This is a genomic window from Caballeronia arvi (assembly GCF_001544695.2).
GTDB classification, from domain to species: Bacteria; Pseudomonadota; Gammaproteobacteria; order Burkholderiales; family Burkholderiaceae; genus Caballeronia; species Caballeronia arvi.
The window spans coordinates 16881-40797 of sequence record NZ_FCOM02000003.1; the positions used below are offsets into that span (position 1 = coordinate 16881).

The 23917-nt window shown below is 62.7% G+C and carries 23 protein-coding genes; 9 read left to right on the forward strand and 14 right to left on the reverse strand.

Annotated elements, in window-relative coordinates; translation table 11 throughout:
* Positions 1–148 precede the first annotated feature (148 nt).
* A complete protein-coding gene (locus tag AWB74_RS04815) occupies positions 149–1903 on the reverse strand; it encodes a cytochrome c biogenesis protein DipZ (protein ID WP_061145646.1) in 1755 nt (584 codons plus the stop codon).
* A 300-nt stretch (positions 1904–2203) separates the two neighbouring features.
* Here AWB74_RS04815 and AWB74_RS04820 point away from each other — a divergent pair, with 300 nt between their 5' ends.
* The gene (locus tag AWB74_RS04820) at positions 2204–2779 is read left to right on the forward strand and encodes a thioredoxin family protein (protein ID WP_061145647.1); all 576 of its coding nucleotides are present in this window, start codon (positions 2204–2206) and stop codon (positions 2777–2779) included.
* Between the two features lie 71 nt (positions 2780–2850).
* On the opposite strand, the gene panS is transcribed toward AWB74_RS04820, so the two are convergent.
* Complete coding sequence (gene panS / locus AWB74_RS04825) at positions 2851–3810, reverse strand: ketopantoate/pantoate/pantothenate transporter PanS (protein ID WP_061145648.1); 960 nt, start codon at positions 3808–3810, stop codon at positions 2851–2853.
* Between the two features lie 324 nt (positions 3811–4134).
* Between panS and AWB74_RS04830 the strand changes: the two genes are divergently transcribed.
* Positions 4135–4644, forward strand: a complete 510-nt coding sequence (locus tag AWB74_RS04830) for a DUF6622 family protein (protein WP_061145888.1) — start codon at positions 4135–4137, stop codon at positions 4642–4644.
* Positions 4645–4764: 120 nt separating this feature from the next.
* Positions 4765–5559, forward strand: a complete 795-nt coding sequence (locus AWB74_RS04835; RefSeq protein ID WP_061145649.1) for a DUF899 domain-containing protein — start codon at positions 4765–4767, stop codon at positions 5557–5559.
* A gap of 48 nt (positions 5560–5607) precedes the next feature.
* On the opposite strand, the gene AWB74_RS04840 is transcribed toward AWB74_RS04835, so the two are convergent.
* Positions 5608–6471, reverse strand: coding sequence for an alpha/beta fold hydrolase (locus AWB74_RS04840; protein WP_061145650.1), 864 nt, complete (start codon positions 6469–6471; stop codon positions 5608–5610).
* A gap of 122 nt (positions 6472–6593) precedes the next feature.
* Between AWB74_RS04840 and AWB74_RS04845 the strand changes: the two genes are divergently transcribed.
* Together AWB74_RS04845 and AWB74_RS04850 are read left to right on the forward strand one after the other, a co-directional pair.
* Positions 6594–6956, forward strand: a complete 363-nt coding sequence (locus tag AWB74_RS04845) for an ArsR/SmtB family transcription factor (protein WP_061145651.1) — start codon at positions 6594–6596, stop codon at positions 6954–6956.
* Positions 6943–7455, forward strand: a complete 513-nt coding sequence (locus tag AWB74_RS04850; RefSeq protein ID WP_061145652.1) for an SRPBCC family protein — start codon at positions 6943–6945, stop codon at positions 7453–7455. Before AWB74_RS04845 ends, AWB74_RS04850 begins: the two co-directional genes overlap by 14 nt.
* Before the next feature lie 35 nt (positions 7456–7490).
* Here AWB74_RS04850 and poxB read toward each other — a convergent pair whose 3' ends face one another.
* The 6 genes from poxB to AWB74_RS04880 all read right to left on the reverse strand — a co-directional run bounded on the left by poxB (position 7491) and on the right by AWB74_RS04880 (position 13446).
* Complete coding sequence (poxB, locus tag AWB74_RS04855) at positions 7491–9212, reverse strand: ubiquinone-dependent pyruvate dehydrogenase (RefSeq protein WP_061145653.1); 1722 nt, start codon at positions 9210–9212, stop codon at positions 7491–7493.
* A 340-nt stretch (positions 9213–9552) separates the two neighbouring features.
* Positions 9553–10350, reverse strand: a complete 798-nt coding sequence (locus AWB74_RS04860) for a transporter substrate-binding domain-containing protein (RefSeq protein WP_061145654.1) — start codon at positions 10348–10350, stop codon at positions 9553–9555.
* Between the two features lie 38 nt (positions 10351–10388).
* A complete protein-coding gene (locus AWB74_RS04865; protein ID WP_061145655.1) occupies positions 10389–11117 on the reverse strand; it encodes an amino acid ABC transporter ATP-binding protein in 729 nt (242 codons plus the stop codon).
* Positions 11101–11754 carry an amino acid ABC transporter permease gene (locus AWB74_RS04870; protein WP_061145656.1) on the reverse strand — a complete coding sequence of 218 codons (654 nt, stop codon included), beginning with the start codon at positions 11752–11754 and terminating at the stop codon, positions 11101–11103. The genes AWB74_RS04865 and AWB74_RS04870 overlap by 17 nt, the downstream gene beginning before the upstream one ends.
* Positions 11751–12497, reverse strand: coding sequence for an amino acid ABC transporter permease (locus AWB74_RS04875; protein ID WP_061145657.1), 747 nt, complete (start codon positions 12495–12497; stop codon positions 11751–11753). Before AWB74_RS04875 ends, AWB74_RS04870 begins: the two co-directional genes overlap by 4 nt.
* Before the next feature lie 103 nt (positions 12498–12600).
* Positions 12601–13446 (reverse strand): NAD-dependent epimerase/dehydratase family protein, encoded by an 846-nt coding sequence (locus AWB74_RS04880; RefSeq protein ID WP_061145658.1) that lies wholly within the window; start codon positions 13444–13446, stop codon positions 12601–12603.
* Between the two features lie 149 nt (positions 13447–13595).
* Here AWB74_RS04880 and AWB74_RS04885 point away from each other — a divergent pair, with 149 nt between their 5' ends.
* The gene (locus AWB74_RS04885) at positions 13596–14348 is read left to right on the forward strand and encodes a FadR/GntR family transcriptional regulator (RefSeq protein ID WP_061145659.1); all 753 of its coding nucleotides are present in this window, start codon (positions 13596–13598) and stop codon (positions 14346–14348) included.
* 39 nt (positions 14349–14387) lie between these two features.
* Here the strand turns inward: AWB74_RS04885 and AWB74_RS04890 are convergent, their stop codons facing one another.
* From AWB74_RS04890 to AWB74_RS04900, 3 genes are all read right to left on the reverse strand, one after another.
* On the reverse strand, positions 14388–15737 hold the full coding sequence (locus tag AWB74_RS04890; protein WP_061145660.1) for an MFS transporter: 1350 nt from the start codon (positions 15735–15737) through the stop codon (positions 14388–14390).
* Positions 15738–15960: 223 nt separating this feature from the next.
* Positions 15961–16869 (reverse strand): SMP-30/gluconolactonase/LRE family protein, encoded by a 909-nt coding sequence (locus tag AWB74_RS04895; protein WP_061145661.1) that lies wholly within the window; start codon positions 16867–16869, stop codon positions 15961–15963.
* Entirely contained in the window at positions 16866–17696 is an 831-nt protein-coding gene (locus AWB74_RS04900; RefSeq protein ID WP_061145662.1) for an NAD-dependent epimerase/dehydratase family protein, read from the reverse strand. Before AWB74_RS04900 ends, AWB74_RS04895 begins: the two co-directional genes overlap by 4 nt.
* A gap of 200 nt (positions 17697–17896) precedes the next feature.
* Here AWB74_RS04900 and AWB74_RS04905 point away from each other — a divergent pair, with 200 nt between their 5' ends.
* Positions 17897–18886 (forward strand): LacI family DNA-binding transcriptional regulator, encoded by a 990-nt coding sequence (locus tag AWB74_RS04905; protein ID WP_061145663.1) that lies wholly within the window; start codon positions 17897–17899, stop codon positions 18884–18886.
* A 72-nt stretch (positions 18887–18958) separates the two neighbouring features.
* Here AWB74_RS04905 and AWB74_RS04910 read toward each other — a convergent pair whose 3' ends face one another.
* Positions 18959–20248: an MFS transporter gene (locus AWB74_RS04910; RefSeq protein WP_061145664.1), complete on the reverse strand. Its 1290-nt coding sequence runs from the start codon at positions 20246–20248 to the stop codon at positions 18959–18961.
* A 422-nt stretch (positions 20249–20670) separates the two neighbouring features.
* Between AWB74_RS04910 and AWB74_RS04915 the strand changes: the two genes are divergently transcribed.
* Together AWB74_RS04915 and AWB74_RS04920 are read left to right on the forward strand one after the other, a co-directional pair.
* Complete coding sequence (locus tag AWB74_RS04915; protein WP_061145889.1) at positions 20671–21543, forward strand: DMT family transporter; 873 nt, start codon at positions 20671–20673, stop codon at positions 21541–21543.
* Between the two features lie 85 nt (positions 21544–21628).
* On the forward strand, positions 21629–23584 hold the full coding sequence (locus tag AWB74_RS04920; protein ID WP_061145665.1) for a methyl-accepting chemotaxis protein: 1956 nt from the start codon (positions 21629–21631) through the stop codon (positions 23582–23584).
* 16 nt (positions 23585–23600) lie between these two features.
* Here AWB74_RS04920 and AWB74_RS04925 read toward each other — a convergent pair whose 3' ends face one another.
* On the reverse strand, positions 23601–23909 hold the full coding sequence (locus AWB74_RS04925; RefSeq protein ID WP_061145666.1) for a non-heme iron oxygenase ferredoxin subunit: 309 nt from the start codon (positions 23907–23909) through the stop codon (positions 23601–23603).
* Positions 23910–23917 lie beyond the last annotated feature (8 nt).

Here is a 23917-nt window from a genome sequence, read left to right on the forward strand (position 1 = left end):
CGCATTTCCGGTGCAGCTTCTATAAGCAATCACAGGAAGAAGCTAGGGAATGCACCTAGGCGGGGCCAACTGAATCACTTTTCATGTGGTAAACGCGTCGACGCCGCGCTATTTGGCGCGGCGTCGATTGGGACAAACGATTACGAAATTACCCGAAAGTGAAGCTGAATGCCTGCGCGCCCGGATCGAGAAACTCGATCTCGAAGGTGCGGTCTTCAACGGCTCCGCTCTGCCGCACGAGTTGATAAAGACGCGCGCTCGTTACGACACCGCTGCCATCGGCGGCCACATCGGCGCCATGCGATGCGCCCGGCGCGGCGCCATCGATCGTCACGCGAAAGCGCACCGGCTTGCCGTCCGCCAAAGGCCCGAGCACGAGATGCAAATCGCGCGCATGAAAGCGATACGCGATGCGCGACTGCGCCCCCGCCGCTACCGCGGCCTCTCCGCCAACGTTCCACTTTCCTGCAAGCGCCCAGTCGTTGAGCGGGAGCTGCGTCGGCAAGGAATAATCTTCGATGGCATCGGGCCGCACGCGCTGCGGTGACGTGAAGCCTTGCGCCTGTCTGTAGCCCACATAGGTCTCGCCCGAGCCGATGTTCGCCGGATCGGCCGCCGCCTGTGCGCCGCTTGCCTGAACCGCCTGGGCATCGTGCACGGGCATCGACTTGCCGTTATCGGCGAGCAGTTGTCGAATCGCATTCTCGGCCTCGCGATAGCCGCCTTCGCCGAAATGATGGAAGCGCACGCGCCCTTGTGCATCGACGATATAGAACGCTGGCCAGTACTGATTGCCGAATGCGCGCCAGATGCCGTAGTCGTTGTCGATCGCTACGGGATACTTAATGTTCAGGTTCGCGAGCGCGCGCTTCACGTTGCCCGTATCGTGTTCGAAGCCGAATTCCGGCGTATGCACGCCGATCACGACGAGCCCGTCATCGCCATAACGCTGCGCCCACGTCTTGAGATACGGCAGCGTGCGCAGGCAGTTGATGCATGAGTACGTCCAGAAGTTGACGACGACGACCTTGCCGCGCAATTCGTTCGCGGACAGCGGCGCGGAGTTGAGCCACGTCGTCGCGCCATCGAGCGACGGCAGCCTGCCTTGCACCGGAAGCGCGGACTGTGTCGATACGCGCATGATGCGCGCCCTCTGCGATTGAACGGGCGCAGCCTGCTTCGTCTTCAATGTGCCGACGAGCTTGCTCTCGATACCGTTCGTCGGCGCGCCGGGGATGAGCGCGAGCACGCGCGTGTCGAGACCTGTCGCGATGGCGGCGACCGTCACGAGCACGAGCGCGCCCGTCGCGCGGCGCACATGCTCGCCGATGCCGAGCGATCGTTTGAGCGCATCCATCGCGCGCTTGCCGAGGCTCGACGCGACCGCGAGCGAGCTCGCCGCGCCAGCGGCATACGCGAGGAGCGCGGCAGCGGTATGCCAGTTCGCGCCATGCAGGGCCGCGCCCGTGAGGATGACGCCGAGGATCGGCCCGGCGCACGGCGCCCACAGCAGGCCGGTCGCGGCGCCCAGCAGCATCGATGAAGCGATGCGGCGCGTCGTGCCCTGCGTTTCCGAACGCGCGACGATGCGGTCCGCGAGCGCCGAAAGCGGACGTGTGAGCCGGTCGGCGACGGATGGAAACAGAAGCGCCGCGCCGAACAGGGCGAGCGTCGCGAGCGCGATCCAGCGGCCGTACTGGCTCAGTTGCGCGGCGCCCGCGAGACCGGCGACGCCGAGTCCCGTCACGAGCGCGAACGTGCCCGCAAGCCCGACGAGAAGCGGCAGCCGATCGGTGACGAAGGGCTTGTCCGAGCGCGCGAACACGAACGGCACGACCGGCAGGATGCACGGGCTCAGCACGGTGAACACGCCGCCGAGAAACGCAATGACGATGAGGGACATGAGATCGGTCTTCCATGGAAAGCGGTTGGACGGACCGGCATCGAACGCCGGGAAAACGGCACATCAGGCCATGTGACGTATTTCAGCGCCTTCATGTATCGCGGGGATTTCAGAAAGGGCGCGCGATGCAACGGCGTGTATCGGCCGCGCCGCCGGATACATGCCGATACAAACGCGCGATGCTTTGTATCTCACTGTGTCTGACAGCCTCATCGACACACGGCGATGCAATTCGCCCGCAGACGCGATACATCCGCGCGCTTCAATACGCTTCATCGTCGATACACAAGGAGAACCGTCATGTTCGATCGTCTCAAGATCGCGGCCGTCGCCACTGCGATGGTCGCCGCGCTCGGCGCTGTCGCCGCGCTCGCTGCAATTTCATCGACCGGCGTCGCGGCCGGCGTGCAAACGACGCAGCAGACCGGCGCGCAGGCGCCCGACTTCGTCGGCATCGACAACTGGATCAACAGCGCGCCGCTCGATCTCAAGCAGTTGCGCGGCAAGGTCGTGCTCGTCGATTTCTGGACCTTCGACTGCATCAACTGCGCGCATACGCTGCCGCACGTCAAGGAGCTTTATTCGCGCTATCGCGACAAGGGGCTCGTCGTGGTCGGTGTGCACACGCCCGAGTACACGTTCGAGCGCGATCTCGGCAATCTTCGGAACGCCGTCAAAAAATATGGAATCGAGTATCCAGTCGCGCAGGACAACCGGTACGCGACCTGGAACGCGTACAACAACCAGTACTGGCCGGCGCTGTATCTGATCGATCAGAACGGCAAGATCGTCTATAGCCACTTCGGCGAAGGGCGATACGCGCAGACCGAAGACGCGATTCGCGGTCTGCTCGGGTTGAACGAGAAGAAAGGCTGAACGACGCGTTCCGAAAAAAAAGCGCGCTCGTGTCGAGCGCGCTTTTGCGTTCAGTTATTTTCCGGAACGATTCATCCTTGGCGGACGACGGCTTCGGGTGCTTCCCGATCGCGCGTCGCGCCCTGCGCCGGGCGTCCGGCCCAGTAGCCCGCGAGCATCGATCCGGACAGGTTGTGCCACACCGAGAACAGCGCGCCGGGCAATGCCGCGATCGGCGTGAAATACAGCTTGCCGAGCGTCGCCGCGAGCCCCGAGTTCTGCATGCCGACTTCGATCGCGAGCGTGCGGCAGACAGCTTCGTCGAAACCGAGCAGCTTGCCGCCCCAATAGCCGCCCAACAAGCCGATGCCGTTGTGCAGCACCACGCCCACCGCGACGACGAGCCCGACCGACGCAATGCTCTTCTGCGTGCCGCCGACGACCGCGGCGATGATGAGCAGGATCGACACCATCGACACGAGCGGCAACGCCCATTCGATCTTGCGCACGAACTTGCCGAAGAGATGATTCACGACGAGGCCGATGACGATCGGCAGCGCGACGATCTGCACGATGCTCATCAGCATGCCGTGCACGTCGACGGCGATCGACGCATCGACGTAAAGGCGCGTGAGCAGCGGTGTCGCGAACACGCCGACGAGCGTCGACAGCGCGCTGATCGTCACGGACAGCGCGACATCGCCGCGCGCGAGATAGATCATCACGTTCGACGCCGTGCCGCTCGCGACGCTGCCGACGAGCACCATGCCCGCCATCAGATCGGGCGGCATGCGCAGCGCTTTGGCGATGACCCACGCGGCGAGCGGCATCACGAGGTAATGCAGGACGATGCCCGCCACCACGGGTGCAGGTCGCGTGAAGACGCGTTTGAAATCGTCGATGGAGAGCGTGACGCCCATCGACAGCATGATGATCGTGAGAAGCGTCGTGACGTGGGGCGCGATGCCCGTCACGGATGAAGGCGCGCTATAGGCGACGACGGAGGCCGGCACGGCCCAGAGCGGAAAAAGGCGGGTGATGCGGGCAAGCATGAAAAGCAATCCTCGAATGGCGTGGCGTGTCGTATGGGTAAGCGGGAAAGCGGCGGCGCGCGGGATGACCGGACAGTCGCAGAACGGACGAAAACGAGCCTTCGTGAGGCGTATGCCGACCCTCGATGCCGGTGCGCGCGGGTCACGCGCGTGTCGGGCCGGACGGCGGGCAGGCGCCGCATTTTACCCGGCGGGCGGCAGTTTTTCGGAATACGCTTAATTCATGCGATTGCGCGATGCGGGCGCGCGGCGTGTCGTCATCATTTGCGGCTAATTCTCGGGCGGCATCATCCGCGTCAAACAACCGCTGAGAAGGAGATGATCATGTCGCTATTCGCCATCATTCAAGGCACGCCGACCTGGGTCTGGGTGCTGCTTGCGTTCCTCGTCTATCGCGGGGTCAAGGCGTTGCAGACGCAAACGACGCCGCTTTCGAAACTCGCGATCATTCCGCTTATTTTTGCGGGCATGGGCATCGCGCATCTGATTTCCGCGCCGCTCGCGGGCGTGGCCGCTGTCGCTGCGTGGGTCATCGCGCTGGGCGTCGGGTTCGTCGGCGGCGTGTTCAACGCGAGCCGGACGCGTTACATCGTCGATCCGATTGCGCTGACGGTGATGTCGCCGGGTTCGGTCGTTCCGCTTTTGTTGATCCTCGCCACGTTCGCGACGAAGTTCTGGCTCGGCTTCGAACTGGCGACGGTGACGAACGTCGCGGCGCTCGCGAATTATGTGGTGATCGATGCCGGCGTGTCGGGCGTCGTCGCGGGCATGTTCGCCGGCCGTTTCTACACTTACTGGAAGGCGGTGCATGCGCTGCGTGCGTCGTGGGCCTGATAGCGTGACGCGCATCGGCGGCATTTCGATGTGCGTCACACTTGTTACTCCCCCGCATCCGATTTCGAGTTCAGACTAACTCACGGCACACAACGCCCAACTCAGGAGGTTGCCAACGCCATGACTACATCAGACGAAAAAGGAACGACAGCCGCAAAGACCGACATGCGCACGCCGCCGGTCGTATCGAAAGACGAATGGGAAGCGGCGCGCGAGAAGTTGCTCGTCAAGGAAAAAGCGCACACGCGCGCACGCGACGCGCTCGCCGCCGAGCGCCGCCGCATGCCGTGGATGGCCGTGAAAACCAACTACATGTTCGAAGGCCCGGACGGCAAGATCGGCTTTCTCGATCTGTTCGATGGCAGGCGCCAGCTGATCGTCTATCGCGCTTTCTACGAGCCGGGCGTATTCGGCTGGCCCGAGCATGCGTGCCGCGGCTGCTCGCTGGTCGCCGATCAGGTGGCGCACGTCGCGCATCTGAACGCCCGCGACACGACGCTCGTTTTCGTATCGCGCGCGCCGCAGCAGGATATCGCCCGGCTCAAACAACGCATGGGCTGGGATATCCCCTGGTTCACGCTGACCGATTCCTTCGATGCCGACTTCAGCGTCGACGAATGGCACGGCACCAACGTGTTCTTCCGCGACGGCGATCGGGTGTTTCGCACCTACTTCCTCAATAATCGCGGCGACGAGCAGATGGGCAATACGTGGAACTATCTCGACATCACGCCGCTGGGCCGTCAGGAGTTGTGGGAAGACTCGCCCGAAGGTTATCCGCAAACGACGACCTACAAGTGGTGGAACTGGCACGACAGTTATGTCGACGATGCGGCTCCGGACAAGAAATGGGTCGAGATATCGGACGCGGGCGAAGCGGCGTTTCGCGCCGAGAGCGCGAAAAAGAAAACGTGAGATTGCAAATTTTTCGACGCAGGTTTTCGATAAACGGAATATCGCTCGTCATTCGATCGCGCCCATGAACGTCAGCCATTCGCCGACGATCGCCTCGGGCGCGTCTTCCTGCATCAGATGTCCCGATCCGGGCACGCGCGTGAAGCGCCCCTGTGCAATGCGCGACGCCAGTTCGACACCCCGCTCCACCGGTATCCATTCGTCCTCTTCGCCCCAGAGTATCGACACCGGGCACTTCAGTTCGCCGTAGCGCGACTGAACCTCATCCGTGTAACGCTGATCCATTTGTGCAATCTGCCGATAAAACGCGGCCTGCCCCTGCTCTCCGGTCCACGGACGCGTGTAGATGCGCAGCGTCTCGCTGTCCAGACGCCGATGCGCCGCGCCTTGCAGATAGGCATCGAGCATCGCCTGATGCATGTACGGGGGCATGTCCGCGAATGCGGCTTCATGCTGCCGCACATGGCGCACGAAGGGCGACCCCCACGGCGCGACGGCGACCGGATCGACGAGCATCAGCGAACGATACGCACAGCCATTCAGCAGCGCGGCCCTGAGCGATGTCGCGCCGCCGAAGTCGTGCGCGAGCACATCGGGCAATGCGCCGTCCCAGTTGGCTTGCCAGTGTTCGAGCAATGCCGCGAGCACGCGATTCTGCACGCCGAGCGACACGTCCTGTCCGTCGTGCATCTCCGACGCGCCGTAACCCAGCAAATCGAAATAGTGCACACGCCGCGAACGTGCCGCGATCGGTGCGATGCGCCGCCATACCTGCGATGAGAACGGCGTGCCATGCACCATCACCAGCGGCGTGCCCGCGCCGATCACGCCGTAGCGCACGGCTTGTCCCTCGAAGTCGAAAACATGATCGAGCGGCAATGCATCGCCCGATGGCCGATTCGTTTCGCTCATGACGCCTCCCACGGATTTCGATCCACGAGCATAAAACACACTTCGGAATGCCGCACTTGACGCCGGCGATCCGTGTTCGTATATTACCGATCAGCTATATAACCAATCGGCCATCGAAACGCATGCGCGAAGAGAACTTGAATCAGGTTTTCGCGGCACTCGCGGACCCGACGCGCCGCGCGATCGTCGCACGTCTCGCGAGCGGCGAGGCCACCGTGAATGAACTCGCGGAGCCGTTCGAGATGTCGCAGCCGTCCATTTCCAAGCATCTCAAGGTGCTGGAGCGCGCGGGGCTGATCTCGCGTTCGCGCGCCGCGCAGACCCGCCCGTGCCGGCTGGAGCCTGCCGCACTCAGTGACGTCGCGAGCTGGATCGACGCATATCGGTCGATCTGGGAAGACAGCTTCGACAAGCTCGACGCGTTGTTGAAAGCGAAGCCGAAAAAATCATCGACATTAAAAGGAACAAAACATGCCGCAAAGTAACGACACCGCAGCACAAAGCGTGGCTTTCGAAATGAACCGCGTATTCGACGCGCCGCGCGAACGCGTCTGGCAAGCATGGAGCGACGCGGATCAGATCGCGCGCTGGTGGGGCCCGAAAGGATGCGCGCTGGACTTGCGCCGCTTCGAGTTCCATCCGGGCGGCTTCTTCCACTACGCGATGAAATTCGCTGGCGCACCCGCAATGTGGGGCCGCTTCAACTATCGCGAGATCGTGGCGCGCGAGCGTATCGTGTGGCTCAACTCGTTCGCGAACGAGAATTGCGGCATCGCGCGCGCGCCGTTCAGTGAAGATTGTCCGCTGGAAATCGAAAATGTCGTGACGTTCAGCGATGTCGATGGCAAGACGCTAGTGGCGCTGCGCGCGAAGCCGTTCGGCGCGATCGAGCAGGAGCAGCGTTATTTCGATAACTTGCGGCCTTCGCTCGAACAAGGCTATGGCGGCACGCTGGATCAACTGGCCGACTTCCTGCGCGGCTGACAAGCGCGCGGCCCCCAAGGGCCGCGCTTGCATACTCAACGCAGGTTCGTGCGCGCGAGCTCGACGATCTCATCGCCGCGCCCGCTCAGAATCGCGCGCAGCATATAGAGGCTGAAGCCCTTAGCCTGCGACAACTCGATGGTCGGCGGCATCGCGAGTTCGTGCTTCGACGTGACCACATCCACGACCGCCGGCCCCTTGTGCGCGAATGCTTCGCGCAACGCGTTCTCGAGCTGCTCCGACTCTTCCACGCGCACCGACCAGATACCGGCGCCCTTCGCGATCTGCGCGAAGTCGGTCTTGCTCAGATCGACATTGGTGTCGAGATAGCCGCCCGCCTTCAGTTCCATCGACACGAAGCCGAGCAGGCTGTTGTTGAACACGACGACCTTGATCGGCAGATCGAGTTGCACGGCCGAGAGAAGATCGCCGAGCAACATCGACAGGCCGCCATCGCCCGATAGCGACACCACTTGCCGTTGCGGTTGCGCGGCCTGCGCGCCGAGCGCTTGCGGCATCGCGTTGGCCATCGAGCCGTGATTGAACGAGCCGTGCAGCTGACGCTTGCCGTTCATCGTCAGATAGCGCGCGGCCCAGAGCGTGGGCGTGCCGACGTCCACGGTGAAGATCGCATCCTCGGCCGCGAGTTCATCGACCAGCTTCGTCAGATATTGCGGATGAATCGGACGGCCCGGCGCGGACGGCGTCGCGAGATCATCGAGATCCTTGCGCGCGGTCGCATAGTGCTTCAGCGCGTTCGCGAGGAAACGGCGTTCGTTCTTGCGCTGAAGCTTCGGCAAGAGCGCCGCGACCGTCTCCCTGATCGTGCCGACGAGTCCCATCTCCAGCGGCGCGCGCCGCCCGAGTTGCGAGCCGCGCCAGTCGATCTGTACGATCTTCGCTTTCGGTGGATAGAACGGGCGATACGGAAAATCGCAGCCGAGCAGAAGCAGCGTGTCGCACGACATCATCGCGTGATAGCCCGAACTGAAACCGATGAGCCCGGTCATGCCGACATCGAACGGATTGTCGTATTCGATGAACGGCTTGCCGCGCAACGCATGCACGATGGGTGCGCCGAGCGTATCGGCGAGCGCGACCACTTCGTCGTGCGACCCCGCGACGCCGCTGCCGCACATGATCGTCACCGCTTCGCAGCCGTTCAGCAGGTCCGCGAGCTTGTCGAGATCCGCGTCAGCGGGCAGGATCGCGCCGGGCGCGCTCGCGGTCCAGCGAGGCTCGACGTCCGGGCCTTCGCTCAATGCGATATCGCCCGGCAGCACGATCACTGCGACGCCGCGCTGATCGATCGCTGCGCGCATCGCACGTTCGAGCACGCGCGGAAATTGCGACGCATTCGACACGAGCTCCACGAAGTGACTGCACTCCTTGAACAACTCCTGCGGGTGCGTTTCCTGGAAATACCCGAGGCCGATTTCCGTCGACGGAATATGCGCGGCGATGGCGAGCACCGGCTGATGATTGCGATGGCAATCGTAAAGACCATTGATCAGGTGCAGGTTGCCCGGCCCGCAACTGCCCGCGCAGACGGCGAGCTTGCCTGTCGCGGCAGCGTCCGCGCCCGCGGCGAAAGCGGCCGCCTCTTCATGGCGCGTATGCATCCAGCGGATCGAGCCGACACGATCGAGGCTGAAGGCGAGTCCGTTCAGGCTGTCGCCCGTCACGCCCCAGATACGTTCCACGCCCGCTGCGGCAAGTGTCTTCGCCAGATAATCGGCAACCGTGCTTTTAGCCATGATGGTTCCTCGAAAAAAAGAATGGAGTCCTATGAATGGCGGATTCGCGGACAAGGCACAACACGCGCATGCGCGCCTGATGGCTCGATGCTTGCAGGATCATGAATGCAGAGGGAGTGTACGCCCGTGAGCTGCGACTTGTCTCGAACCATGCCGAACCCGCATGGCCCGGTCGGCGCGTCAGCGCAAGACGTGCGGGCGATGCAGCGGGGGCATTCTAAAGCACCGCTCGTGCACTAAATTTCGAGATGCGGCATTAAATGACAAACGCGACAATATGCTCGCGTTGCAATGCGCGCGGCGCACGCGAAGAGAGTTTCGCGTGCGCCACGTCATGAAATCAAGCGCCCTTGCGCACGCTATCCGGCAGATCGCGTCCGTGATATTTCTTGTAGATCGTGTTCAGATTGCCGTTCTTCTGGTTCGTGCTGACCCAGTTGTTCACCCATTCCTTCAGGCGCGGCTGATCCTTGTTGAGCGCGATGCCGAGATCGAAGTTCTTTTGCTCGAACTTCATTTCGATGTTGCGTTGCGGTGCGCGATGCTGCATTTCCTGCAGGTTCGACGGCGTGCTCGAGAAGACATCGATCTGACCCGTGACCATCGACGTGATGAGCGTCGCATCGTCCTCATAGCGCTGGATCTGCGCGCCCTTCGCCTGCTGCGTCGTGAGCGTGTCGTTCACGGTTGCGCGTGTGAGGCCGATGGTCTTGCCATCGAGGTCCGCATAGTCCTTCACCTTGATCGTCTTCACGCCGCCGACGATGATCGTGATGACCGCATACGGCACCGAGAAATCGACTACTTTCGCGCGCTCGGGCGTGATCGACAGATCGGCGATCACGAGATCCGCGCGCTTGGCCTGCAGCGTCGGAATGCGCGCGGCATTCGTGATCTGCACGAGTTCGAGCTTCACGCCGAGATCCTTCGCGAGCGCAGCGGCCGTATCGACATCGGAGCCCGCGGGTTTGAGGTTCGCGTCGGCGTAGCTGAAGAGCGGCGTGCCCATCGCGATCGCGACGCGCACGACGCCCGCTTTCTTGATGTCGTCGAGTTGATCGGCCATCGCGCTGTGCATTGCGCCTGCCATCATCAACGTTGCGAGTGCGGCGCGTGCAATGATTGTCTTTGCTTTCAAGTCAAGTCTCCGTTGTTATCGATGTTGCGTTAGTCAAATCAAAGTCCGTTATCCAAGAATGCACGTAACTCAGGCGTGCGCGGCGCATCGAGCATGCTGCCGTCACCCACCTCCCATACCTTGCCGTGATGCATGTAGATGATGCGATCCGCAACGCGCTTCGCGAAGGCCATCTCGTGCGTGACGAGCAGCATCGTCATGCCGTCCGCCGCGAGGTCTTCCATCACACGCAGCACTTCACCCGTGAGTTGCGGATCGAGCGCGGATGTCACTTCGTCGAACAGCATCACTTTCGGCGACATCGCGAGCGAGCGCGCAATCGCCACGCGCTGTTGCTGTCCGCCCGACAATTGTTCGGGATAGGCATCGGCTTTCTGGCCAAGACCGACCTGCTCCAGCACGTTCATTGCGATGCGTTTCGCTTCATCGCGCGACATCTTTTTCACGTGACGCAGCGCGAGCATGATGTTCTCTTCCACCGTCAGATGCGGAAAGAGGTTATAGCTCTGAAACACGATGCCCACTTCGCGGCGCAACAGATGCAGATCGACCTTGGGATCGTCGACGCGAATGCCGCACACTTCGATCTGGCCTTCGTCGATGGTTTCGAGCCGATCGATGCAGCGCAACGCCGTGCTCTTGCCCGAGCCGCTAGCGCCGATCACGGCGATCATCTCGCCCTTGTTGACTTCGAAGGACACGCCTTTGAGAACATGATTGGAGCCGAAGCTCTTGTGAATCTCGCCGACCTTAACGATTGCTGACATTGAGCTTGTTCTCCATCGATTGGCTCCAGCGCGAAAGCGGATAGCACAGGACGAAATAGAAAGCGCCGACCAGTCCGAAGATGAGGAACGGCTGGAAGATCGAGTTGTTGATGATCTGGCCCGCACGCGTCAGTTCGATGAAACCGATCACCGAAGCGAGCGACGTCATCTTGATGAGTTGCACGAGAAAACCGACCGTCGGCGGCAACGCGAGCCGCATTGCCTGCGGGATGATTACGAGACGCAGCGTCTGCCAGCGCGTGAGCGACAGGCACTCCGACGCTTCCCACTGCGGCTTGGGCATCGCTTCGATGCAGCCGCGCCAGATATCGCCGAGATACGCGCTCGAATAGACCATCAGCGCGAGGCCGGCCGCGACGAGCGCCGGCACCTGATAGCCATAGACCGACAAGCCGAAGTACACGATGAAGAGCAGGATCAGCAGCGGAATGCCCTGAATCGCTTCGATGTACACGAGCGCCGTGCGTGCAAGCCAGGCGCGCGGCGAGATGCGCGCGAGCATCACGACGAAGCCGCCGATGCCGCCGAGCACGAAAGCGAGCGCGGACAGCGCCAGCGTCCAGCCGATCGATTGCACCAGATAGACGAGGTGCGATGCCGTGAATCCGCCGCTCATGCCGCACCTCCGGGAATGACCGTATCGATGCGCTGCGAGTCGGGCGACGCCTTGCCTGCGCGCTTCGCGGCCAGACGGATCGCGCGGCGCCGCTTGAAGAGATGCTCGCCGACCTGCCACGCAACGAGCTTGATGATCAGCGACAACACGAGATACAGCGCTGCGACCACGATGTACGTTTCGAGCGAGCGGAACGTATCGGATTGCACGGTGTTGGCGACCGCCGTGAGTTCTTCCGCGGAGATCTGCGAGGCGATGGCCGAGGCCTGCATCATCAGCAGGAACTGGCTCGTCAGCGCGGGATACACCTTTTCGATCGACGGCTGGAGCATGACGTGCCAGCCGATGCGCCACTTCGGAAGCCCCAGGCACTCGGCCGCTTCGATCTGGCCGCGTGGCACCGATTCCAGACCGGCGCGAATGATCTCGGCCGCATAAGCGCCGATATTGATCGTCATCGCGAGCGCGGCGGCCGCGAAGGTCGGCATACGCAAGCCGATGCTTGCAAGACCGAAGTACAGCAGAAAGATCTGCACGAGGAACGGCGTGTTGCGCACCGCCTCGATATAGATGATGCAAAGACGCGTGAGGACCGGCACCTTCGCGCGCTTGGCGAACGCGACCAGCATGCCGAGGATCAGACCGAAGAACACGGCGACGCACGTCATCTTGAGCGTGAGCCACGCGCCCAGCACGAACGTCGGCCAGTACGGCAACAGCGGTGAAAAATCGAGAGAAAACATGGCGGCAAAAGTCCCTGTGATGTTGGGGCGCTCTATTCAATGCGGCCGGCGCGGGATGTATGACGACATACTACAAATGCCGTGATATTGCATGTTGCATGCATTAAACCGGGTCGAACGGACCAGTCGTCGTGAACGTGCCGCCTTGCAGCACGGCCACCGGATCGGTGGGCGCGGGCGGCGGCGTTCCTTCCACCTTGTCGCGGAATGGCTCGGACGAGTCGCGCGGAACGAAACCCAGATGCGCCGCGCAGCGGTTGTCCCACCAGGTGTGCGCGTTCGCGGACATGCCGAAGACGATCGTGTGCCCGACGTCCGGCGTGAAGAGGCTGCGGCGCAATAGCTCGTGAAAATCGTCGTAGCTCATCCAGCTCGCCATCATGCGGCGGTCTTTCGGCTCCGGGAACACCGAGCCGATGCGGATGCTCACGGTCTCGATGCCATAGCGGTCGAAATAGAGCTGCGCGGTGTCTTCACCGAACGACTTCGACAAGCCGTAGTAGCCATCGGGACGTTTGCGCGCGGTGGCGTCGATTCGTTCGTCCTGCCGATAGAAACCCGTTACGTGGTTCGAGCTCGCGAACACGATGCGCTTCACGCCCTGACGACGCGCCGCTTCATAGAGGTTGAACACGCCCTTGATGTTGGCTTCGAGAATCTCCTCGAACGGGCGCTCCACCGATACGCCGCCGAGATGAACGATCGCATCGCAATCCTTGGCGAGCGCATCGACGGCCTGTCGGTCGGCCAGATCGCACGGAATGATTTCTTCGTGAGGCGCCGCATCGCTCGCAAGGACGCCGGGCAGATCGGAGATGCGCACATGCCGCGCGAATTCCGCGACGCGATGCCGGATCGCCTGCCCGATTCCACCCGCGGCGCCCGTCAGCAGCAAGCGATCGAATTGCGCGGTGTCATCGGCAGACGATGCGCTTTGTTGTTGTTCCATCGAATTTTGTCTCCGGCATGCAACTTGTCATGGCTAGGGATTAACCCTGCACGCAACTTCTTGTACGTTGTCATATCACTGCATGACGCATATCATCATTTGCCAACCGATTTGTCAATGTGTGTAAAACCCATTCCAACGAGAACGCCGTGACGCTATCGCCCGATCCTTCCAACGATGCCGCCATCGCCTCACTTGGCACGCGACGCAGCCTCACTGCGCAACTGGTGGATGCGCTGCGCGCGCAGATCGATTCGAAGGAGATGAAGCCGGGCAGCCGCCTCGCGACCGAAGCGGAGATGGTGCAGCGTTTCGGCGTGAGCCGTACGGTGGTGCGCGAGGCGCTATCGCGATTGCAAGCCGCCGGGCTCGTGGAGACGCGGCATGGCATCGGCACGTTCGTCTGCGAAGCGGGCGCGTCGCCGCTCCTGACGCTCGATCCCGCCGATGTGGCGGGCTCCATCGATGCGCTCGCGATTCTCGAACTACGCATCAGTCTGGAGACCGAATGTGCGGGCCTCGCGGCCACGCGTTGCGATGCCGCGCGGCTCGCGACGATGCGCTCCGCCCTCGCCGATTTCGCGCAGAGCGTCGGCAAGGCGACCGACACCATCGCGCCGGATCTGCGCTTTCACATGGAGATCGCGCATGCGACGAACAATCGCTATTTCGTCGAGATCATGGAGCATCTCGGCACGCGCATGATTCCACGCACGCGCATCACCGCGACGCCGATTCCGCGCGATCAATACGCGGAGTATCTGATGCGCGTGAATCGCGAGCACGAGCAGATCGCGGATGCCATCGAACGCGGTGATGCCGATTCGGCGCGCACGGCGATGCGCCTGCATCTGATCAACAGCCGGGAGCGGTTGCGCCGCGCGCAGGCGTCTTCCAACTGAATGCGCAAGGACCGCACGGTCCTTGCGCCGATGCAACGCTCAGCGGGCCGCCACTTGCGGCTCGCCATCCTCCACGTCATCCGGATGCGAAATCGTCTCCAGCGCGGAATCGTGATGCAGCAGCAGCACCGCCGCGACACCGACCATCCCCGCGCCCGCGAGACACAACAGACCCGCGCCGAAGCCGCCCGTGCTGTCCTTGATCCAGCCCATCGCATAAGGACCGAAGAAGCCCGCGAGATTGCCGAGCGAATTGATCGCAGCGATGCCGCCAGCCGCCGCCGCACCCGACAGGAACGATGCCGGCAGCGTCCAGATCACCGGCAGGCAGCCGAAGATGCCGAAGCCCGCGATCGACAGTGCGATCATCTTCATCACCGGGTTATCGAGCCCCGCCGAAGCGGCGATACCGCCCGCTGCCACCATCAGCGCAATCGCGACGTGCCAGCGACGCTCCATCTTGCGATCCGAATGACGTCCCCACAGCACCATGCTGATCACGCCGACCACATACGGCAGCGACGTGACGAAGCCCGTCTGCACATTGGTCAGGCCGAACGCCTTCACGATCTGCGGCAGGAAGAAGCTCAGGCCATAGTTGGTCGCGTTCGCGCCGAAGTAGATCAACGCGATGGCCAGCACACGCGGATTGAAGATGGCTTCCTTCACGCTGAACGCATGCACGGCCTCGCGATGCGCCCGCTCATGCGCCTGCCGGTCGACGAGCCAGTCGCGCTCTTCCTTCGCGAGCCAGTGCGCGTCAGCGGGTCTGTCGGTCAGATAGAAGTACACGACGAACGCAAGCAGCAGCGCGGGAATCGCCTCGATCAGATAGAGCCATTGCCAGCCCTGCATGCCGTTGATGCCGTCCATCTGCAGCAGCGCGCCTGAGATGGGGCCGCCGATCACGGTCGACAGCGGAATCGCCGCCATGAAGTACCCGACGACGCGTCCGCGATACTTCGCCGGAAACCACAACGTCAGCAAAAAGATGATGCCTGGAAAGAAGCCCGCTTCAGCCACGCCGAGCAGAATGCGCAAGCCGTAGAACACATAGGCATTCGACAGACCCGTCGCCTGCGCGATGTGCGGAATGTAGGCCATCGCCGCCGCAAGAATGCCCCACGTGAACATGATGCGCGCGATCCAGCGGCGTGCGCCGAATCGTTCGAGCAGCAAGTTGGACGGCACTTCGAAAAAGAAATAGGCGATGAAGAAAATGCCGGCGCCAAAGCCGAACATGCTCGCGGTGAAGCCGAGCGCCTTGTTCATTTGCAACGCCGCAAAGCCGACGTTGACACGGTCCAGATACGCGATGAAGTAACACAAGATCAGGAACGGCACGAGGCGAACCATCACGCGCTTCATGGTGCGAGCTTCAAGGTCCATCTATGTCTCCTCCGGATAGAGAATCGGCAGGTTTTTGAGATACCTGCGGAGACTACTCTTTCAGAAGGAACTACAGCATTGGTGTTTGACCTTGGTATCGGTTCCGGAGCGGGACGTGTCGCACATTTCGATGCGCGCCAACGCGGTGCACCAACTGCCTCGCGTCCCAAAATGTGCGAAAAAATTGCGCGCGGAGCGAATAATCCGCCCCGCTTCCTGCAATTTATGCGACCGGTAACACTCCGGCGTAATTCGGCTCCGGTAAGCCTTGCACGCCAGGGTTTAACGCGAACACATAACCATCGTCTTCAGTGGCATTCGTTGCCGGACGAATCGTCGTGACAAACAGCGTTTTCAGGTCGGTGCCGCCGAACGCGCACATCGACGGCTTGCTCGCCGGTAACGCAATCTCGCGATCGAGCCTGCCTTGCGGCGTGAAGCGCAGCAGCCGGCCCGCATCGTTGGCGCAGGTCCAGTAGCAGCCGTCCGCATCGACGGCCGCGCCATCCGGGCGACCTGCGTAATCGTGAAGATCGGCGAACACGCGCTGCGCGCCTGGCGTGCCCGTATCGGGATCGAAGTCGAATGCCCAGACGAGACGGCGTTGCGGGTGCGAGTCGGACAGATACATCGTTCTGCCATCGGGCGACCATGCGAGACCGTTTTGCGTGATCAAACCCTCGACAACGGGTGCGGACAGCCTGCCCTTCTCATCGAAGCGATACAGCGCGCCCGCGGTGCTCGCGAGCGACATGTCCTGCACCATCGTTCCGGCCCAGAAACGCCCTTGCCTGTCGCAACGGCCATCGTTGAAGCGCATGCCGGACGCGGGAAACTCCGGCGCGGCCAGCTTGACTGCACGCGCTTCGTTCGCATCCGAAAGCGTCACGGCGAAGACGCCGCTCTCCATGCCCGCGACGACACGCCCGGTTGCATCGAACGCGAAACACGCGACCTGTTCGTCGAACGCCCATTCCGTACGGCGCGCGCTTCCGACGTCGAACCGGACGATGCGCCGCGCCGGAATATCGACCCAGTACAGCGCGTTTTCTTCGCCCCGCCACACCGGACACTCGCCGACCGTTGCGCGCCCGCCCGCGTCCAGCCGCTCGACGCGCACCGCGGCGCTCATCGTTTGCGCTCCATCGGTTCGCCGAGCACGAACGCGCCGCCCTGGAAGCGCTGCGCGGGATCGTCGCGCTCGGCGCTCGGCGCGGTGACTGGGAAGAGGCCGTTGAACTGCGTCGAACTGTCTTGCGGATTGAAGCCGATGAAGCCTGCCTTCGCGTTGTCCCACCACTTCACCGGATTGTCCGACGCGCCATACACGACCGCATGCCCGACGCGATTCGTGAACAGCGAGCAGCGTACGAGTTCGATGAAATCGCGGTAGCTCAGATACGTGACGAGCATGCGCGGATTCTTCGGCTCCTCGAACGACGAGCCGATGCGCAGGCACACGGTCTCGATGCCGAAGCGATCGAAGTAATAACGCGACAGCGACTCGCCGAAGCACTTGGTCACGCCGTAGAGGCTGTCCGGGCGCATCGGCGAATCCGCGTCGAGCACTTCAGTGACGGGATGAAAGCCGATTGCATGGTTCGAGCTCGCGAACACGATGCGCTTCACGCCGTAACGGCGCGCCGCTTCGTAGAGGTTGTACGTGCCGCGGATGTTCGCTTCGATCAGATCGTCGAAGGGTGCGTCGATCGAGATGCCGCCGAGATGCACGATCGCATCGACGCCTTCGACCAGTTGCATCACCTTGTCGCGATCCGCGAGATCGACGGCGCTGACTTCTTCGTGACTCGCCGCATCGTCGAGCGGGGCGATGTCGGAGAGCCGCACGACGTCGGCCCATTGCGCGAGCGCGCCGCGCAACTGGCGGCCGAGATTGCCGGCCGCGCCGGTCAGAAGCAGGCGCTTGAACGGTTTGTCCGCTGCGTTTGGCTGATTCATCGAGACTCCTGTCGAATACGTGGTGATGCGTTGAAAGCAAAAAGGAAGAAAACGTTTTCGGGACTATAGCGATCGCCTCGAGGAACGGTCAATCGACGTTTTGCATGCAAATACGACGCATGCAAAATGCAAGATGCGATGTCATCGTTTCCCGAATTTCTGCGACAATCCGTTAACACTGCGAAAACGTTACCCTCCGAATGAAAAAAATTTCCCCGACCATTCGCGACGTCGCCGCCGCCGCGGGCGTCTCCGTCGCGACCGTGTCGAAGTACATCAACGGCGCACAGCGCTTCTCCGCGCCCGTCGAGGCCAAGCTCAAGGAAGCCATCGAATCACTCGGCTATCGCTCGAACCCGCTCGCGCGCTCGATGATCACGGGCAAGACGCGCACTATCGGCATCACGATCCTCGACATCAGCAATCCGCACTTCACGCATGTCGTGAAGGGCGCGAACCGCATCGCGCTGAGGCACGACTACACGCTGCTGCTCGTCGATATCGACGAAAACCAGGCGCGCGAACGGCCGCTCATCGAAGCGCTTGCGCAGCGCGTGGACGGCCTGCTCGTCAGTTCGCGTCTCGCCGATGAAAACGCGCAATGGATGCTCGATCTCGACAAGCCCGTCGTGCTGCTGCGCAACGCCGAACTGCCGATTCCGAGCGTCGGCATCAACAGCCGTCTCGCCACTTACATGCTCGCGCGTCATCTGCTCGATCTCGGGCATCGCCGCATCGCGTATCTCGGTTTCGAGCATGCGCGCATCAACGATGAACGGATTCGCGGCGCGCGCGACTGTCTCGCCGAAGCAGGGCTCGAGCTCGACATCTACGAAGCCCATGCGCCCACTTCGCTCGCCGGCGAACAAGCCTGCTCGCGCGTGATGCTCGGCCCGAAGCGCCCGCAAGCCGTGATCTGCTACAACGATCTGATCGCGCTCGGCTTCATGAAGGAAGCCGCGACGCTCGGCATTCGCGTGCCGCAGGACGTGTCGGTGACCGGCATCGACAACGTGCCTTACGGCGCCTACGCCGCGCCCGGTCTCACGACCGTCGACATTCAAAGCGAGAAGATGGGCGAACTGGCGATGCAGAAGCTCATCGACGCCCTCGCCGGTCATCCCGACCCCGGCAACTCCATGTTCGAGCCGCGGCTCATCGTGCGTGAATCGACTGCCGCGGTGACATGACGCGCGCCGCGCCGCCTGCGTGTTGCGAATGCTGGCGGCGCGGCGCATTGCTTTATTAATAAAAATTAGCGATTACGCCGAGAGCTTCGCCGGCGTCATCTTCGGCGTGAGCACGTGCATGATCGCGAAGGCGATGAGATACGCCGATGCGCCGATCGCGAACAGCACCCAGTAGTGGCCCGTGCGTTGCAGCACCTGGCCGATCACTTCCGAGAACAGCACGCCGCCGATCGAACCGGCCATGCCGCCGATGCCGACCACCGCGCCGATGGCACGTCGCGGGAACAGATCCGATGCCGTCGTGAACAGGTTCGCGGACCAGCCCTGATGCGCCGCTGCCGCGAGACCGACGATCGCCACCGCGACCCACAGATTCTCGGCTTGCGAGACGAACGCGATCGGCAGCACGGCGCAGGCGCAGATCAGCATCGCGGTCTTGCGCGCCGCATTCACGGTCCAGCCCGCACGCAGCAGCGCCGACGAAATCCAGCCGCCGCCGATGCTGCCGATGGTGGTGATCGCGTAGATCACGACGAGCGGCAATCCGATGTGCTGCATGTCCATGCCGCGCGATTCGTTGAGCCACTTCGGCAGCCAGAACAGGTAGAACCACCACACCGGATCGGTCAGGAACTTGCCGACGATGAACGCCCACGTTTCGCGCTTCTTGATGAGCTCCTTGAAGCCCGGTGAGCGCGCTTTTGCGTTGGCAGCATCGGCGGCATTGGTGTCGTCGCCTTCGTCGGCGATTTCGTCGTCATGCGCGCGGCCGTCCGGCTGGCGATACATCACGAACCACACCGCGAGCCAAATCAGACCGATCGCGCCGACCATCACGAACGCCGAGCGCCAGCCGAAGGCCACGGCGAGCGTCGGAATGATCGCCGGTGCGAACACCGCGCCGATGTTCGCGCCGGAGTTGAAGATGCCGGTCGCGAGTGCGCGTTCACGGCGCGGGAACCATTCTGCGGTCGTCTTGATGGCGGCCGGGAAGTTGCCGCCCTCGCCGATGCCGAGCAGCGCGCGGACCATCGCGAAGCCCGTCACCGAGCCGACAGCCGCATGCAGCATCGCGGCGATGCTCCAGACGAACATCGCGAGCGCGTAGGAGATGCGCGTGCCGAGCCAGTCGACGATGCGTCCAAAGCACAGCAGCCCGATTGCATAGAACGCCGAGAATGCGATCACGATGCGGCCGTACTGCACCTGCGTCCAGCCGATGTCGTGCTGCAGCATCGGGGCGAGCAGACCGAGGATCTGCCGGTCCATATAGTTGATGACCGTGGCGAAGAAAAGCAGCGCGCACACGGTCCAGCGGTAACGGCTGGCGGTTCGCACGACGCCGGCAACGACAGTGTTCATGAAAGTCTCCGGACGCGGCGGCGCTCGTCGTGCCGCGTTCTTTGTTGCGTGGAACGGCGACGAGCGCCGTGGACGTGGCTTTGTGCGGGCAATGAAGCCACAAAGCCGGCCTGTCTTGGAAAACGTTTTTTCGAAGAATAGTGGGTTTGTTGCCGACTGGCTATCCTAGTATTTGCCCTAATCTGGCCCGAAGCGTCGCTGTCTGGCCGTTGTCGAGGCGCGGTCCGCGCTCTTCAATTCAAGACGCAGAAAGTTAATCGTTTTTCTCAAAGTTTCCGTGCGCCGCGCCGTTGCCCCCCATTTGGCACTTTGCATGCAGCCTCATGCATGCAAAATGCCGGCGTCGCCCTTCGAACCGAAAGCAGCGCCTGTATGATCGAACCCCGACGAACGACAACAACGAACTGCAAATCCTGTCTTCCATGCCTGCTCGCTTCACGGGGTTCATCTATCTGCTCGTCACCGCCACCGGCTGGGCGCTGAACTGGCCCGCCATGAAGGTCCTCTTGCGCGAATGGCCGCCGCTGTTCTCGCGCGGCGTCGCGGGTATCGCAGCCGCCGTGCTGCTCGGCGTCATCGCGAAACTCGTTGGGGAGAACCTCCGCGTGCCCGCCACGCTCGTGCGCCGGCTTCTGCTTGCATCGGCGATCAATGTCTTCGCGTGGATGGGCTTCTCCACCCTCTCGATGAAATGGCTTTCGGTCAGCGAAGGCGCGCTGCTCGTCTACACCATGCCCATCTGGGCGATGCTGCTCGCGTGGCCCATCGCGAAGCGCAAGCCTTCGGTCGCGGGCTTTTGCGCGCTCGCGCTGGGTCTTGCGGGCGTCGTCGTGCTGCTCTCTGCGCACGGACTTTCCTTCGACGGCGGCAAGATCGCCGGCATCGCGTTCGCGCTCTCGGCTGCGATGTTGTTCGCGCTCGGCACGGTGATTTCGCACGGGCCCATGCCCATTCCGCCGATCACGCTCGTGGCGTGGCAGGTCGGCATCGGCTGCGCGCCGATGATCGCGCTTGGCCTTTTCATCGAGCATCCGGTCGTGTCCGCGCTCGGGCTGGACGGCTGGGCCGTGCTCATCTACATGAGCCTGGTGCCGATGGCCGTGTGCTATCTCGCATGGTTCGCGACGCTGCGCCACCTGCCCGCCGATGTGGCGTCCATCGGCATGTTGCTCGTGCCGATCATGGGTATCGTCGCGGCGGCGCTCGCGCTCGGCGAGCCGCTCGGCGCGCGCGAAGCGATCGCAATGGGGCTGACGCTTTCGGGCGTCGCGCTGGCGATGAGACAGCGCCGCTGACATCGCCAAGCAAAAAAATTAAAGCGCAACGCAATTTCTGCCGATAAGGGTCGATATAACTACTCTTGTCGTTCAGTCACTCCCCATGTCTCGTATTACTCTGGCCCGCATGAATGTCGGGACCAAATTCGCCGTGCTCGCCTGTGCGCTCACGGCCGTCGTCGTTGCCTTTTTCACCATCGCCGTCACGGGAAGCGCGGGCGAGCAAGTGGACGCGCACGCGATCGCGCGCGTCGAAAGCGAGAATCGCTCGATCGCGACGATGATCGGCCTGTTCGACAAGTCCGTGAGCGCCGAGGTCACGCGCTTCACGACGATCTTCGCGCATCGCCTGCCCTCGACCTTCGCGCTCGACGAGACGCGCACCGTCGATGTCGGCGGCGTGGCGACGCCGACCTTCCTCGCCGGCGACAAGCCGCTGAACAACGACTTCGCGATCCCCGATGCGTTCCTCGAAGAAAGCGGCGCCATCGCCACGATCTTTGCGCGCACCGGCGACGACTTCGTGCGTGTGACGACATCGCTCAAGAAGCAGGACGGCACACGCGCGATCGGCACGCTGCTCGATCGCAAGGGCCCCGCGTATGCGCCGATGATGGCGGGCAAGCCTTATATCGGCATCGCGGCGTTGTTCGGCAAGCAGTACATCACCGAGTACAGGCCTGTTACGGATGCCTCGGGCCGCGTGATCGGCGCGCTTTTCGTGGGCGTGGACGTCACGTCCGAATTCGCCGCGCTGCAAGACGGCATCGCGAAGCTCGTGATCGGCGCGAGCGGTTATCACTTCGTCGTCGATGCATCGAATGGTGCGAATCGCGGCAAGCTGCTGGTGCATCCCGGATCGAAAGGCGAACTCGCCGATGAACGCGTCGCGCCCTTCAAACAGATGCTCGAATCGCGCGAAGGCAAGCTCGCGTTCGACGGCGCCGATATCGCGGGCGCGGATGCGCGCGTGCATGGCGGCACGAAGGAGATCGTTTATATGGCGGTGCCGCAATGGCAATGGATGATCGGCGGCATTGCGTATCGCGACGAGCTGCTCGCCGACATGCACGAAAGCCGCAACCACTTTCTGATGCTCGGGCTCGTCGTCGTGGCGCTGCTAGTCGGTGTGTTGCTGTATGCCGTCACGAAGCTCGTCGGCCGTCCCATCGACGATGTGACGCGTGCGTCCGAACGCATCGCAGCGGGCGATCTCACCGTGCGTATCGACAGCGCGCGTGAAGACGATATCGGCCGCCTGATGCGTGCCATCGACGGCATCGCGCGCGGGCTCGCCGAGATCGTCGCGCAGGTGCGCAGCGCATCGGCCGACATGAACGAAGGCACCGCGCGCATCGCGTCGGGCAGCAGCGATATCGCGACGCGCATCGCCACGCAGGCGGCGAGTGTCGAGGAAACCGCGGCAAGCATGGAAGAAATCACCTCCACGGTGCAGCAGAACGCGGCGAATACGGCGCAGGCGGGCACGCTCGTCGCGTCGGCATCGGATGCGGCACGCGCGGGAGGCGAAGCGGTGGGACGCGTCGTCGAAACGATGGGCGAGATCGATGCATCGGCACGACGTATCGCCGATATCACCGCGACCATCGAAAGCATTGCGTTCCAGACCAACATTCTCGCGCTGAACGCGGCCGTCGAAGCGGCGCGCGCCGGCGAGCATGGCAAGGGCTTTGCCGTGGTCGCATCGGAAGTGCGCGCGCTCGCGCAGCGCAGCGCGAGCGCCGTGAAGGAAATCGAAGCATTGATCGCGGAATCGGCGTCGAAAGTCTCGCACGGCTACAAGATCGCCGAGGAAGCGAGCGGCACGATGAACGGCATCGTCGAGCGGGTGTCGCGCGTGAATGCGATCGTCGGCGAGATCGGTGTCGCGTCACGCGAGCAGGCGAGCGGCATCGAACAGGTGAACAGCGCGGTCATGCTGATCGGCGAAGCGACACAGCAGAACGCGGCGCTCGTCGGTGAGGCGGAACACTCCACTGCCGAATTGCGCGATCAGGCCGAGCGTCTGGCGCGTGCCGTCAGCATGTTCCGTGTGTAACGCATCGACCGCGCCTTCAGACTTCGATGAAGATGCGCCCGCCCTCCACTTTCGCGGGATAAGTCGTCAGCTTTTCGCATACGGGCGCGCATAGCGGGCGGCCGTCGCGGATATCGAAGCGTCCGTTGTGCTTCGGACATTCGATCACGTAGTCCATCACGAAGCCGTCGCTCAGATGAACGTGCTCGTGCGTGCACAGGCCGTCGCTCGCGTACACGGCATCGTTCATCCGGTAGATCGCGAACGTGCGGCCATCGTGATCGAAGCGCATCACGTCTTCGTCTTCGATGTCGTTGAACGCGGCTGCGTCGATCCATTGCGTCATGGCATTCC